The sequence below is a fragment of the Streptomyces sp. KLMMK genome, from assembly GCF_036961605.1.
Lineage (GTDB): Bacteria > Actinomycetota > Actinomycetes > Streptomycetales > Streptomycetaceae > Streptomyces > Streptomyces telluris.
Window position 1 is genome coordinate 1 of the sequence record NZ_JBAMDC010000190.1, and the last position, 12,606, is coordinate 12,606.

14 protein-coding genes are annotated in these 12,606 nt (G+C 74.4%); 9 read left to right on the forward strand and 5 right to left on the reverse strand.

All coding sequences use genetic code 11. From position 1 onward, the window contains the following. Positions 1-370: helix-turn-helix domain-containing protein (locus V7793_RS23515; RefSeq protein ID WP_336009577.1), on the forward strand; the 370-nt coding region annotated here is incomplete at its 5' end. A 49-nt stretch (positions 371-419) separates the two neighbouring features. On the opposite strand, the gene V7793_RS23520 is transcribed toward V7793_RS23515, so the two are convergent. The 3 genes from V7793_RS23520 to V7793_RS23530 all read right to left on the reverse strand — a co-directional run bounded on the left by V7793_RS23520 (position 420) and on the right by V7793_RS23530 (position 1,900). After that, on the reverse strand, positions 420-818 hold the full coding sequence (locus V7793_RS23520) for a RidA family protein (RefSeq protein ID WP_336009579.1): 399 nt from the start codon (positions 816-818) through the stop codon (positions 420-422). Positions 819-916: 98 nt separating this feature from the next. Next, on the reverse strand, positions 917-1,399 hold the full coding sequence (locus tag V7793_RS23525; RefSeq protein ID WP_336009581.1) for an RrF2 family transcriptional regulator: 483 nt from the start codon (positions 1,397-1,399) through the stop codon (positions 917-919). Between the two features lie 93 nt (positions 1,400-1,492). Further along, complete coding sequence (locus V7793_RS23530) at positions 1,493-1,900, reverse strand: peptidase inhibitor family I36 protein (protein WP_336009582.1); 408 nt, start codon at positions 1,898-1,900, stop codon at positions 1,493-1,495. Positions 1,901-2,059: 159 nt separating this feature from the next. Between V7793_RS23530 and V7793_RS23535 the strand changes: the two genes are divergently transcribed. Continuing rightward, positions 2,060-3,580 carry an alpha/beta hydrolase gene (locus tag V7793_RS23535; protein WP_336009584.1) on the forward strand — a complete coding sequence of 507 codons (1,521 nt, stop codon included), beginning with the start codon at positions 2,060-2,062 and terminating at the stop codon, positions 3,578-3,580. Between the two features lie 15 nt (positions 3,581-3,595). On the opposite strand, the gene V7793_RS23540 is transcribed toward V7793_RS23535, so the two are convergent. Next, positions 3,596-4,330 (reverse strand): MBL fold metallo-hydrolase, encoded by a 735-nt coding sequence (locus V7793_RS23540; protein ID WP_336009600.1) that lies wholly within the window; start codon positions 4,328-4,330, stop codon positions 3,596-3,598. Between the two features lie 181 nt (positions 4,331-4,511). On the opposite strand from V7793_RS23540, the gene V7793_RS23545 reads away from it, so the two are divergent. The 5 genes from V7793_RS23545 (at position 4,512) to V7793_RS23565 (ending at position 9,973) form a co-directional block, all read left to right on the forward strand. After that, positions 4,512-5,306, forward strand: a complete 795-nt coding sequence (locus tag V7793_RS23545) for a class I SAM-dependent methyltransferase (protein ID WP_336009585.1) — start codon at positions 4,512-4,514, stop codon at positions 5,304-5,306. 26 nt (positions 5,307-5,332) lie between these two features. After that, complete coding sequence (locus tag V7793_RS23550) at positions 5,333-6,226, forward strand: FAD binding domain-containing protein (protein WP_443057972.1); 894 nt, start codon at positions 5,333-5,335, stop codon at positions 6,224-6,226. Further along, positions 6,217-6,699, forward strand: coding sequence for a (2Fe-2S)-binding protein (locus tag V7793_RS23555; RefSeq protein ID WP_336009588.1), 483 nt, complete (start codon positions 6,217-6,219; stop codon positions 6,697-6,699). Before V7793_RS23550 ends, V7793_RS23555 begins: the two co-directional genes overlap by 10 nt. Further along, positions 6,696-9,017 (forward strand): xanthine dehydrogenase subunit D, encoded by a 2,322-nt coding sequence (pucD, locus tag V7793_RS23560; protein WP_336009590.1) that lies wholly within the window; start codon positions 6,696-6,698, stop codon positions 9,015-9,017. The genes V7793_RS23555 and pucD overlap by 4 nt, the downstream gene beginning before the upstream one ends. A 212-nt stretch (positions 9,018-9,229) precedes the next feature. Beyond that, a complete protein-coding gene (locus tag V7793_RS23565) occupies positions 9,230-9,973 on the forward strand; it encodes a class I SAM-dependent methyltransferase (RefSeq protein WP_336009592.1) in 744 nt (247 codons plus the stop codon). 52 nt (positions 9,974-10,025) lie between these two features. Here the strand turns inward: V7793_RS23565 and V7793_RS23570 are convergent, their stop codons facing one another. Continuing rightward, entirely contained in the window at positions 10,026-10,331 is a 306-nt protein-coding gene (locus V7793_RS23570) for an ArsR/SmtB family transcription factor (protein ID WP_229899435.1), read from the reverse strand. A gap of 82 nt (positions 10,332-10,413) precedes the next feature. On the opposite strand from V7793_RS23570, the gene V7793_RS23575 reads away from it, so the two are divergent. Continuing rightward, the gene (locus V7793_RS23575) at positions 10,414-11,880 is read left to right on the forward strand and encodes an MFS transporter (RefSeq protein WP_336009596.1); all 1,467 of its coding nucleotides are present in this window, start codon (positions 10,414-10,416) and stop codon (positions 11,878-11,880) included. Between the two features lie 156 nt (positions 11,881-12,036). After that, positions 12,037-12,606, forward strand: a 570-nt coding sequence (ribA, locus tag V7793_RS23580; protein WP_336009598.1) for a GTP cyclohydrolase II RibA, incomplete at its 3' end; no start/stop codon positions are given.

Genomic DNA, 12,606 nt, shown 5'->3' on the forward strand with positions numbered 1-12,606 from the left:
GGCCCGCGAGCACCTGCGGGCCGCGGCCGCGCTGGCCGAGAAGTGTGCGGCGCACGTCCTGGTGCAGGAGCTGCGCCAGGACATGGTCGAGGCGGGGGCGCGCCCGCGCCGCGACACCGAGATCGGCCCCGCCTCGCTCACCCCCGCCGAGCGCCGGACGGCGCTGCTCGCGGCGGAGGGGCTCACCAACAAGGAGATAGCCGGGCGGCTGTACGTGACCCGGCGCACGGTGGAGATGCACCTGAGCCGGGTCTACCGGAAGCTGTCGATCTCCGACCGCCGCGCCCTGCGGCTGGTGACGGGCGATCAGCGGCCGCCGTCTCCCTCCGGTCCGCACCCGCAGCACGAGGCAGCGGAGTCCTGCGCGTGACGGCGGCGGCCTGCCCCTTTGCGGGGAGGGGCAGGCCGCCGCCGGCCGGTCAGGGGCGTACGGCGACCGCGTCGACCTCGAAGAGCATGCCCGGCAGGGCGAGCCCGGCGACGCCGAGCAGGGTCTGGGCCGGGGGCTCGTCGCCCCAGATCCGGCCTATGACCGCGACCAGGGCTTCCAGCCTGGCCTGGTCGTTGCCGACGACGTAGGTGCCGAGGCGGACGACGTGGCTGTAGTCGAGGCCCGCGGCGGCCAGGGCCGTGCCCAGGTGGGCGAAGGAGAGCTCGACCTGCTCGGCGAAGTCGTCGGAGGTCACGTGGCCGTCGGCGTCGGAGGCGTACTGCCCGGCGACGAACACGAGGTCCGGCGACGGCGCGACGGCAACGTGGCTGTAGCCGAAGCCCGTGGGGTCGTGCAGGGCGGCGGGGTTGACGATGGTGTGGGACATGGTCGCTCTTCCTCGGTGCGGTCGTGCGGGTCTGCGGACAGGCCTGTGTACGCGTCTGCGTACGCGTCTACGTGCGGGTCCGTGGTGGAGCCGGTTGGTCAGGCGCGTGCTTCCGCGAACCAGCGGCGGGTGCGTCCGGGCACCTCGGGGACGTCCCGTTCCGCGTTCTTCTTGACGTCGGCGAGAGTCTGCGCGGCGAGCTCCCTGCGCCAGGCGAGCTCGGCCCGGCGCATGGCCTGGTCGATCAGGCACCGGCTGCCGTCGGCGGCCGGCTCGCCCAGCGGGCCCTGCTCGCGGATCTCGGTGCAGCGGAAGGCCGGTTCGGGACCCTCGATCGCCGTCACCACGTCCATCAGGGTGATGTCCTCGGGCGCCCGGGCCAGCCGGAAGCCGCCGCGGGGGCCGGGCACGGAGGAGACGATGCCCTCGCGCGCCAGCGCCTGCATCTGCTTGTTGAGGTACGCCGTGGGTAGGTCGTAGAAGGCCGCCAGGCGGGCGGCCGGCACCGCCTGCTCCTCTCCGGTCCAGGCCAGGTTGAGGCAACAGTGCAAGGCCCACTCGACGCCACCGCTCATCTTCATAACCTGGACATTACATAACCTGGATATCCAATGTCCAGGATTAAATGCGGGAGGAGCCGCCGGTGCCGCGGTGGACGGCGGCTCCCGCCCGGCTCAGCGCCCTTCGCCGGGCGGCGTGCCGCAGCTCGGGCCGCCCTGCCCGCCGACCTGCACCGAGCTGAAGAAGTCCCGGTAGGCGGGGAAGAAGTTGCCCTTGCCGGTCGGGCCGGCGGAGGTGACGGCCGTGCAGCCGTCGTAGTTCCTGCCGGACCAGAGATGAATGGTCGAAGCGGTCCGGTTCCAGTCCGACTTGCCCCGGTCGTCCATGCCGAGCGCCGCGAGATCCGGCGCGTCCGCCCTGAGTCTGATCATGTCGCCGGTCCCGTCGAGGCCCGAGAACATGCAGTAGTAGCCGTCGGGGCACCGGTCGTACCCGTCGGCCGCGTGAGCCGCGGAGACGGGCAGGGCGACGGCGGCCGCGGCCACCACCGGCACCAGGAGGGCACGCATCACATTCCTCATCCGGCCGACACTAGAGGGAATCGACCGCGCCGGGGAGACCTCGCGGGCCGGCGCGTTCGTTCCCCGTACGCCGACCGGATGCACCCCGCCCCCGATCCGTTTGAAGAAGGCGCCGACCGGAACATAACTCTCCGTCAGATCCAGTGGAGAGGACCCTTCGTGAGATGTCGCCGGGCGTACCGCCGGACCACGGGAGTGGCGGTCGCTCTGGTGCTGCTGACCGGCGGGAGTCCGGCCGCGCCCGCCCCGCAGCGCCTGCGGTGGGGGCCGTGCCCGGCAAAGGTCGCGGCGCCCGCCCGCAGCGGCCTGCAGTGCGCCACGGTCCGGGTGCCGCTGGACTACGCGGCACCGGCCGGCCGCAGCGTCACGATCGGCGTCTCCCGGCTCGCGGCCACCGGCCCCGGCCCCCGGCGCGGGGTGCTGCTGCTCAACCCGGGCGGCCCCGGCGGCCCGGGGACGCCCATGCCGCTGTGGTTCGCGGCGCACGTGCCCGCGTCCGTACGGGCCGGATACGACCTCATCGGCTTCGACACGCGCGGCCTGTTCACCAGCACCCCGGTCTCCTGCGGGCTGAGCGCCGCACAGCTGCGGCACGCGCCCGTGTCCATGCCCCTCCCCCACCGGCCGTTCGCCGCCACCGCCGAACTCCACCGCAGTATCGCGCAGTCGTGCGCCCGGAACGCCGGCGACCTGCTGCCGACCATGTACACGGCCAACACCGCCCGGGACATGGACCGCATCCGGCGCGCGCTCGGCGAGGAGCGCATCTCGTACTACGGCGTGTCCTACGGCGCCCACCTCGGCGCCGCGTACGCCACCGCCTTCCCCGCCCGCACCGACCGGGTGGTCCTGGACAGCGCGCCCGACGCCCGGGCCGGCTGGTGGAAGGCCCTGCGCGCCTTCGGCCCGGGAAGCCAGCAGCGCTTCCCCGACCTCACCGCGTACGTGGCCGAACGCAACGCCGTCTACCATCTGGGCGCGACGGCCGACGAGGTGTCCGAGACGTACGCCCGGCTGCTCGCGGAGACCGCCGCCCGTCCGAAGGACGTCGGTCACTACGCCGTGGACGACAACGTCCTGCGCCAGATCACCCTGCAGGCCCTGTTCTCGGACGGCTTCTTCCCGCACCTGGCGGACGTGTGGCGGTTCCTCGCCCGCGCACCCGGCGCGCCCGACGCGGCCGGGGCGGAGAAGGCGCTGGTCCCGCTGCAGGCGGCCGTTCCCCTGGAGCCGCGGACCCAGCAACTGGTGCTGCCGACCATGCTGGCCGTCCTGTGCCAGGACACCCCGTGGCCGCGCTCGGTGGCCGCCTACCGGCGGGCGCAGCAGCACGACGCCTGGCGCTATCCGGTCGCCGGGGCGATGACCGGGAACATCTGGCCGTGCGCCTTCTGGCCGTACCGCCCCGCGGAGCCTCCCGTGCGCATCGGCGGCCGCGGCCCGCGCAACATCCTCATGCTGCAGAACCGCCGCGACCCCGCCACGCCGTACGCGGGGGCGCGGGCCGTACGGAAGGCTCTGGGCCGGCGCGCGGTCATGGTGGACGCCGCCCAGGGAGGGCACGGCGTCTACGGGTTCACGGCCGACCCGTGCGCCGGCGACGCGGCGACGGCCTGGCTGACCCGGGGCACCCTGCCGCGCACCGACCTCTCCTGCCCTGCGCCGCGTACGGCCCGCTGAAGTGACCGCCGGGCCTCAGCCCGGGCCGCTCCCGCGCTCCACCGAGGCGGTGAACCGCTCCTCGTAGGCCCCGGCCAGGTCGCGCAGCGCCTGCGGGCAGTCGCCGTTGTAGGAGGGGCCGTGCATCAGGCCCAGCGTCACCGGCTCCAGCCCGGCGAGTCGGCGCATGGCCGGGGCGGTGGCGGCCGTCAGGCAGGTCGCCCCGAAGACGTCCTCGGCGGCGACGGCCGGTCCGACGATCTCCTGTTCCGTGAGGGCGGGCGCATCGCCGATGCGGGTGAAGAGGTCGCCGCAGAACAGGGTCCGCGTGGTCTCCTCGAAGAGCAGCCCGGCGTCCCAGCCGTGCGGCACGTGCGGGGTCTCCAGCCGCCGGACCCGCTTCCCGCCGAGGTCGATCACCTCGCCGTCGCTCAGCGGCACGGGCGGCCGGTCGGCCAGGTCGTTCACGGACACCAGGCAGCCCATGGCCCCGTGCGCCGCGCGGGCCCGCGGGGCGGCGGCGAGCCAGGAGTTGAGCGAGCCGCACTCGTCGGCCTCGACGTGCCCGAAGGTGATCCAGCGGAGGTTCTCCACCGGCAGCACCCGGGCCACGGCCTGCGACACGAGCGGGAAGAGCGAGCGCAGCCCGCAGTGGAACAGCAGCGGCTCCTCGGCGTCGACGAGGAACTGGTTGAACATGAAGTCCGCGTCTTCGACGTACGTCGACAGCCGGTAGATGTCCGGCGCGATCTCCGTGACCCGGGTCTCCATGGGCACCGCCTCTCTCCCCCGGCTTCGCGGGTACGGCGCCAGTCTGGCGCGGCCCGGGCTGTTGTCTCGGTACCGGCACCCAAATGCTCCGGGGCGTGTTACGGGGCGCTCCGTGATCCATCTGCAGCGCGGCGAACGGAATCGTGGGGTCCTGAACGTCCGGATGAAGGAGACGCGCCCCATGACCGACGCCGCCGACGGCAGCGCAGCGCCCCCCGCCCACGACGATCTGCAGTACGACCGGATCGGCGGGGACTACGAGCTCTCCAAGCTGCTGCCGCTGACCCGGTTCGTGGAACGGCCCAGCGTGCTGGGCCTGCTGGCCGACGTGCGGGACAGGAGCGTGCTCGACCTCGCCTGCGGCACGGGCGTCTACAGCCGGCACGCCCGCCGGCTGGGCGCGCGGCGCGTGCTGGGCGTGGACATCTCCCCCAAGATGGTCGAGGTCGGCCGGGCCGCGGAGGAGCGCGAGCCGCTGGGCGTGGAGTACGCGGTCGGCGACGGCACCGAGCTGCCGCGGCTGGGCGACTTCGACGTGCTGCTGGCGGCGTACCTGTTCAACTACGCCGACTCCCCGGAGACGATGGGGCTCATGGCCCGGTCGTGCGCGCGCAACCTGCGCGGGGGCGGCGAGCTGCGGGCCCTCGTCGCGAACCCGGACTACGACTTCGGCCGGCCCCTGCCGCAGAGGTACGGCTTCTCCTTCGAGCAGGCGGAGGACCCGGCGCACGACGGCCGGATCCGGGTCACGGCGCACACCCGGCCCCCGGTCAGCTTCACCGCCTACCTGCCGTCCGGGCGGGTGTACGAGGAGGCCTTCACGGCCGCCGGGTTCCGTGACTGCACGTGGAGTCCGGTGCGGCTGTCCACCGACGGCGTCCTGGAGTTCGGGCCGGAGTACTGGGACGACTTCACGGCCAACCCGCCGTGGGTGCTCTTCCGCTGCGTCAAGGGCGCCGGGGACAGCCGCGGGTGAGCACGGAGACCGGGGCACGACCTCCCATGGACTTCCTGCTGCCCGAGCACCTGGACGACGCGCTGGAGGCCATGGCCGCCCGCGCCGGCACGGTCCCCGTGGCGGGCGGCACCGACGTGATGGTGCGGCTGAGCACGGGCCGCGAGCGCCCCGAGGCCGCCGTCGACCTCACCCGGATAGGCCCCCTGGCCCGCTGGGAGCGGTCGGCCGGCGAGGTCCGGCTGGGCGCTGCGGTGCCCTACACCCGGATCGTCGAGGAACTGGCCGCACCGCTGCCCGGACTCGTGGCGGCGGCCCGCACCGTGGGCTCCCGCCAGATCCGCAACCGTGGCACCGTGGGCGGCGCCCTCGGCACCGCCTCCCCCACCGGCGACGTCCACCCCATGCTGCTGGCGTGCGGCGCGCAGGTGGAGCTGGTGTCCGTGCGCGGCGCCCGCCGGGTGCCGGTACGGGACTTCTACACCGGCCCCGGCCGCACGGTCCGTGCGCCGGACGAGCTGATCCGCGCGGTGCGGATACCGGAGGCGGAGGGCCCGCAGGCCTACGCCAAGGCCGGGCGGCGCGGCGCCGTGGTGATGGCGACCTGCTCGTTCGCGGTGACGCTGTGGCCCTCCCGCGCGTGGGTGGGCACCGGCATCGGCTCGGCGGCGCCGGTGCCCCTGCCGGCCCTGGAGGCCGAGCGGTTCATCGCCGGCGAGCTCGCCGAACGGCGGTTGTGGCGGACGCGGGGGCCGCTGCCGGAGGGCGTGCTCGAACGCTTCGGGGAACTGGCCGCGGCGGCGACCGCACCGGCCGACGACGTGCGCGGCTCGTCCGCCTACCGCCGGCACGCGGTGGCCGTGCTGGCGCGCCGGGCCCTCGGCTGGGTGTGGGACGACCACCGCGCGGACCGGCGGACGGAGAGGGAGTCATGCGCCTGACCTTGACGGTGAACGGCGAGCGGCACGACGTCGAGGGCGTGGCCGGGACGGAGAGCCTGCTGTACGTGCTGCGGCAGCGCCTCGGCCTGCACGGCGCGAAGAACGCTTGCGAGCAGGGCCAGTGCGGCTCGTGCTCGGTCCACCTGGACGGGGTGCTGGTGTGCGCGTGCCTGGTGCCCGCGCCCCAGGCCCACGGCCGGAGCGTGGAGACGGTCGAGGGCCTGGCCGGCGGGGACGGGCCGCACCCCGTGCAGGAGGCCTTCCTCGCCTGCGGCGCCGTGCAGTGCGGCTTCTGCACGCCCGGCATGCTCAAGGCCACCGAGGACCTGCTGCGCCGCTGCCCCGACCCCGGCGAGGCCGAGATCAAGGACGCCCTCGCGGGGAACCTGTGCCGCTGCACCGGCTACCGGCACATCCTGGAGGCCGTCCGCCTGGCCGCCGACCGCACGCGAGCCCTGGAGCCCCGCCCGTGACCCCGTACGCCCCGCACGCCGCGCACGCCCGCCGCGCTCCCGGGACGGTCGGCGACAGCGCGCCGCGCCCCGACGGGCCGCTGAAGGTCCGGGGCACCTTCGCGTACTCCTCCGACCTGGAGGCGGAGGACATGCTGTGGGGCACGACGCTGCGCAGCCCCCACCCGCACGCCCGGATCCTCTCCGTCGACGCCTCCGACGCGCTGGCCCTGCCCGGCGTCCGCGCGGTGCTGACCCACCGCGACGTGCCCGGCCGCAACCTGCACGGCTCGATGGTCGTCGACCAGCCGGTGCTCGCCGTGGACACCGTGCGCTACGAGGGCGAGCCCGTCGCCGTCGTGGCCGCCGAGGACCCGGCGACGGCCCGCCGCGCGGCGGAGCTGGTGCGCGTCGCCTACGAGGTGCTGCCGCCGGTCACCGACGCCGAGGCGGCCGTCTCCCCGGACTCCCCCGCCGTGCACCCGGGCGGCAACCTCCTGCGGCACGTCCCCCTGCGCCGGGGCCGCGCCGCGCGCGGGGAGCCGCTCACCGCCGACGTGGTAGTGCGCGGCGTCTACGAGGTCGGCATGCAGGACCAGGCGTTCCTGGGACCCGAGTCCGGCCTGGCCGTGCCCGACCCGGACGGCGGGGTGTCCCTGCACGTCGCCACGCAGTGGCTGCACGTCGACCACGACCAGGTCGTCGAGGCCCTGGGCCTGCCGCGCGAGAAGGTGCGGCTGTACCTGGCGGGTGTGGGCGGGGCGTTCGGCGCGCGCGAGGACCTGTCGATGCACGCGCACGCCTGCCTGCTGGCGCTGCGCACCGGCCGCCCGGTGAAGATGTGCTACACGCGCGGCGAGTCCTTCGTCGGCCACGTGCACCGCCATCCGGCGAAGATGGCCTACGAGCACGGCGCCACGCGCGACGGCAGGCTCGTCTACGTCAAGGCGTCGATCGTCCTCGACGGCGGCGCGTACTCCTCCAGCTCCCCCGCCGTGGCCGGCACCGTCGCCACCTGCTCCCTCGGCCCGTACGAGGTGCCGGACGCCGAGGTGGACGTGCGCGTCGTCTACACCAACAACCCGCCGTGCGGGGCGATGCGGGGCTTCGGCGCCGTGCAGACCTGCTTCGGCTACGAGTCGCAGATGGACCGGCTCGCCCGCGAGCTGGGCATGGACCCGGTGGAGCTGCGGATCCGCAACGCGGTCGCCGAGGGGTCGGCGGTGGCCAACGGCCAGGTCCTGGACCACCCGGCGCCGGTCGCCGAGCTCCTGCGCCGGGTGCGGGAGCGGCCGATGCCCGGTCCGTCGCTGCCGGAGGGCGGCCACCTGACCGGCACCACCTCGCGGGGCGAGTCGCTCGTGCGCGGCGTGGGCTACGCCGTCGGCTTCAAGAACGTCGGCTTCGTGGAGGGCTTCGACGACTACTCCACGGCCCGGGTCCGGCTGGAGGCCGGCGGCGGGCAGGTGCGGGCGGTGGTCACCAGCGCGGCGGCCGAGGTCGGCCAGGGCGTGGTGACCGTCCAGGCCCAGATCGCCCGCACCGAACTCGGCGTCGAGCAGGTGGCGGTGGAGTTCGGGGACAGCGCCTTCGGCTCGGCCGGCCCCTCGTCGTCCTCCCGCCAGACGTACGTCACCGGCGGCGCGGTCAAGGCGGCGGCCGAGGCGGTGCGGGCCCGCGTCCTGGAGCGCGCGGACCGGCTGCTGGGCCGGCCCGGCACCGCCACGGGGCTGTCCGGCGAAGCGGTGACCGGGGCCGGCGGTGAGGTGCTGTGCAAGCTGGCCGACGTGCTGGGCGACGAGGCCGTCGAGGAGACCGTGGAGTGGCACCACCGGCCGACGTTCCCCCTGGACCCGCGCACGGGACAGGGCGACTCGGTCTTCCAGTTCGCCTTCGCCGCCCACCGGGCGGTGGTGGACGTGGACACCGAGCTCGGCCTCGTCCGGACGGTCGAGATCGCCACCGCGCAGGACGTCGGCAAGGCCGTCAACCCGCAGGCCCTGCTGGGGCAGATCCACGGCGGCACGGTGCAGGGCCTGGGTCTCGCACTGATGGAGGAGATCCGGGTCGAGGACGGCCTGATGCAGAACCCCTCGTTCACCGACTACCTCATCCCCACCGTCCACGACGTACCGCCGATGCACGTGGACGTGCTCGAACTGGCCGACCCGCACGCCCCCTACGGCGTGCGCGGCGTGGGCGAGCCGCCGAACATCTCCAGCCCCGCCGCCGTGGCGGCGGCCGTGCGCGACGCCACCGGCCTGGCCCTGCCGCGCATCCCGCTGCGCCCGGAGGACGTGGCGGGGCTGACGGCCGCGGACGACGCCGGGAGGCGGTGAGCACCGTGCTGGGCATCGCTCCGGACGCTGAGGACGGGGCCGCCTTCTCCGCACGCCGGAGCCGGGCGCCCGGCACGGCGGGACGGGCCTGCCGCTGCGGACGCGCACAGGCCGGTCCACCGCTCCTTTGGCCCGCCCGCGCCGCCGGACGCCCCCACCGCCTTCCCCGAGCCGGTCACGGCCGGGGCCCCGCCCACCGGAGGAGACCCCTCATGACCCAAGAGCGCACCGCCGCGCAGTACGACGTGATCGGAGCCCGCTGGGAGGACGCACGGTCGCTGCCCACGGTCCACCCGGAGCGCGCGAGCTTCCTGGCCCTGCTCGGCGACGTGACCGGGCTGGACGTCCTCGACCTGGCGTGCGGCGACGGCTTCTACACCCGCCAGGCGAAGATGCTGGGCGCGCGGCGGGTGGTGGGCGCGGATGTCTCGGAGGAGATGGTCGCGGCCGCGCGGGCGGTCGAGGAGCGGGCGCCGCTGGGCACCCGCTACGTGGCCGCGGACGCCGCGGACCTGCCGGACCTCGGCCGCTTCGACGTGGTGACGGCGGCCTACCTCCTCAACTACGCGCGGGAGGAGGCGACGCTCACGGCCATGTGCCGCGGCGCGTTCGAACGGCTGCCGCGGGGCGGGCGGTTCATCGGGGTGACGCAGAACCCGCACTTCTCCTTCGAGGGGCCGCTGCCCGACCCGTACGGCTTCGCCTTCGACCCCCTGGAGACCTCGGCCTTCGGCACCCGGATCCGGGTGACCGCGGCGCTGGAGCCGCCGATCACCTTCGAGACGTGCCTGATCCGGCCGGAGGTGTACGAGGCGGCGTTCGCGGCGGCGGGGTTCACGAAGGTGTCGTGGGTGCCGCTGCACGTGCCGCAGGCGGTGCTCGAACGCTTCGGGGCCGCGTACTGGGAGGGGTTCCTGGCCAATCCGCCCATCGTCATGTTCGAGGCGGTCCGCTGAGGGCGCGCCGCCGGCCCCGGTGTCCGCGCGGGCACCGGGGCGGGGCGGGCGGTCAGCCGGCGGCGGCCAGCCGGGGCGGCTGAATGGCCGTCAGGAGTTCGTGGAGCCGGTCGAGCCCGTCGGGGCGGACCGAGTAGCAGATCTGGGTGCCGCGGCGGCGGGTGACCACGAGGCCGGCCTCGCGCAGCACCTTCAGGTGCTGGCTGATGGTCGGCTGGGTGACCTCGAAGAGCTCGGTGAAGTCACAGGCGCACGTCTCGGGTTCGGCCGCCAGCGCGCGCATGATGCCGAGCCGCACGGGGTGTCCGAGCGCCCGGAGCATGGCGACGTCCGTCTTGTCCTCCGCAGTGTCTCTCACGTTTGACAGGCTATCAAACAGCGCCTATATAGTGGATCTCCTAAATAGCAAATTGCCTATGTACCGCTGGTTCGGAGGTCCGATGACCGACAAGACCGAGGCGCCCGCCGCCGACCCCGCCGAGGGCGGCGTCCTCTCGCCGCAATACCGCGCGCTGTCCTTAGGGCTCATCACGTCCGTCACCCTGGTGGCCTTCCTCTGGCTGGGTGTCGCGACCGTCCTGCCCGAGGCCGCCGAGGACCTGGACGGGGTCCACCTCTTCGGCTGGGCCTTCACCGCCTTCATGCTCGCCAACCTCTTCGGCACCATCGCCGCCGGACAGGGCGCCGACAAGGCCGGGCCCACCCGCCCGTACGTGCAGGCCTTCATCGTCTTCGTCATCGGCTGCGTGGTCGCCGCGGTGGCCACCAACTGGTGGATCCTGCTGGCGGGCCGCATCCTGCAGGGCCTGGGCGTCGGCGGCGTGCTGGCCCTGGCCTACCTGATCGTCGGCCTCGCCTACCCCGACGCGCTGCGTGCCCGGATGCTCGCCCTGGTGGCCTCGGCGTGGACCCTGCCCGCCCTGCTCGGCCCGGCCATCGCGGGCGCGATCGCCAGTGCCACCAACTGGCGGGTGGTCTTCCTCATCCTCGTGCCGCTGGTCCCGGTCGCCGCGCTGCTCACCCTGCCGGCGATGCGCAAGCTCAAGCCCACCGGCGACGGCTCGCCGGGCGAGAACCGGCTGCCGCTGACGGTGCTGCTGGTGCTCGGCGTCGGCGCGCTGCTGGCCGGCCTGGAGAACCGCAACATCGCCGTGCTGGTGCCGCTGGTCGTGGTCGGCATCGCGATCACCCTGCCCGTGCTGAACAAGCTGCTCCCGGCGGGCACGCTCACCGTCCGCCGCGGCATGCCCGCCGGCATGATCGTGCGCGGCCTGGTCAGCGCCGCCTACTACGGCGGCGAGTCCTTCTTCCCGCTCAGCATGACCCGCGTCCTCGGCCTCAGCACGCTCGGCTCCGGCCTCGCGCTGTCCGCCGGTGCCCTCACCTGGGTCAGCGGCGCCTGGCTCCAGGCCAAGCTGGACACCCGCAGCGGCGGCAAGGGCCGGCACGCCCGCGTCGTCCTCGGCTTCGTCCTCCTGGTGGCCGGTGACGCACTGATCGCCCTGGCGGTCGGCACCGACCTCAAGAGCGTCCCGCTCGCGATCGTCGGCTGGGCGATCGCCGGCCTCGGCATGGGCTTCGTCTACCCCGCCGTCACCACGATCGTCCTGTCCCTGGCCCCCAAGGGCAAGGAGGGCTCGGCGAGCTCCAGCCTGCAGCTGTGCGAGACGCTGTCCGTGGCCGTGATGACCGGCCTCGGCACGGCCATCACCGCGTACGGCTCCTCGCACGACTGGAACGACAGCCGCGGACTCGGCATCATCTACGTCATCGCCGCGGTGTGCGCCTTCTTCGGCATCGCCGCGGGACTGCGCACCGCCGTCCGCAAGTTCGCCGGCGACGGCGGGGCCGGGGAGGAGACGCCCGCGGCCGCCGCGCCGCTGCAGGAATCGGAGCGAACGGCCTGATTCCGCCCCGGCGGGGACCCGGTTCGGTACGCGGCGCGGAAAGACTTCGGTCGCTGTACCGGGCCGGTCCGTGCTGTACGGGGCCGCCCCGGCGGTGATGCTGGAGTGACCCGGGGCGAACGGCGCGCCGGATGTGCATCTCCGTGGGAGGCAGCCGTGCCCGAAGTGCTGAACTGCGATGTGCTGAACGACGAGGCGTGGGACCCGTCCCCGGCGGGACACCGGGGCGGGGCCCGCGTCCGTTCCCGGGTCGAGATCCCGCTCCACCTGGCAGACGGCTCCTGGCAGACCGCGCACGTCATCACCTTCGACGGGCTCTCCGACGGCCTGGAGCACATCGCGGTGTCCTACAGCCGCGACCCCGGCGTCCCGCTGGTGCGCGTCCACTCGGAGTGCCTGACCGGCGACGTCCTCGGCTCGGGCCGCTGCGACTGCGGCCCGCAGCTGGACGAGTCGCTGCAGCGGGTGGCGGCGGACGGCGGCATCCTGATCTACCTGCGCCAGGAGAGCACGGGCGGCACGGACCTCAGCCTCCACGACAAGCTCGACGCGTACAGCGTCCAGGACCGCGGCACCGGCCGCGCCGGAACGGGCCACGGCCTGCGCCTGGCGGAGGACGCCCGGGACTACCACGCGGCCGCCCAGATGCTCCGGGCCCTGGGCGTCTCCCGGGTCAGGCTGCTGACCAGCAACCCCGACAAGGTGCGGCAGCTGAGCTGGTACGGC

What these genes read in the sequence shown, in the direction of transcription:
- V7793_RS23520 (WP_336009579.1), bottom strand. Translation starts at nt 818, where the DNA reads ATGTCCCACACCATCGTCAACCCCGCCGCCCTGCACGACCCCACGGGC.
- V7793_RS23525 (WP_336009581.1), bottom strand. Translation starts at nt 1,399, where the DNA reads ATGAAGATGAGCGGTGGCGTCGAGTGGGCCTTGCACTGTTGCCTCAAC.
- V7793_RS23530 (WP_336009582.1), bottom strand. Translation starts at nt 1,900, where the DNA reads ATGAGGAATGTGATGCGTGCCCTCCTGGTGCCGGTGGTGGCCGCGGCC.
- V7793_RS23540 (WP_336009600.1), bottom strand. Translation starts at nt 4,330, where the DNA reads ATGGAGACCCGGGTCACGGAGATCGCGCCGGACATCTACCGGCTGTCG.
- V7793_RS23545 (WP_336009585.1), top strand. Translation starts at nt 4,512, where the DNA reads ATGACCGACGCCGCCGACGGCAGCGCAGCGCCCCCCGCCCACGACGAT.
- V7793_RS23550 (WP_443057972.1), top strand. Translation starts at nt 5,333, where the DNA reads ATGGACTTCCTGCTGCCCGAGCACCTGGACGACGCGCTGGAGGCCATG.
- V7793_RS23555 (WP_336009588.1), top strand. Translation starts at nt 6,217, where the DNA reads ATGCGCCTGACCTTGACGGTGAACGGCGAGCGGCACGACGTCGAGGGC.
- V7793_RS23565 (WP_336009592.1), top strand. Translation starts at nt 9,230, where the DNA reads ATGACCCAAGAGCGCACCGCCGCGCAGTACGACGTGATCGGAGCCCGC.
- V7793_RS23575 (WP_336009596.1), top strand. Translation starts at nt 10,414, where the DNA reads ATGACCGACAAGACCGAGGCGCCCGCCGCCGACCCCGCCGAGGGCGGC.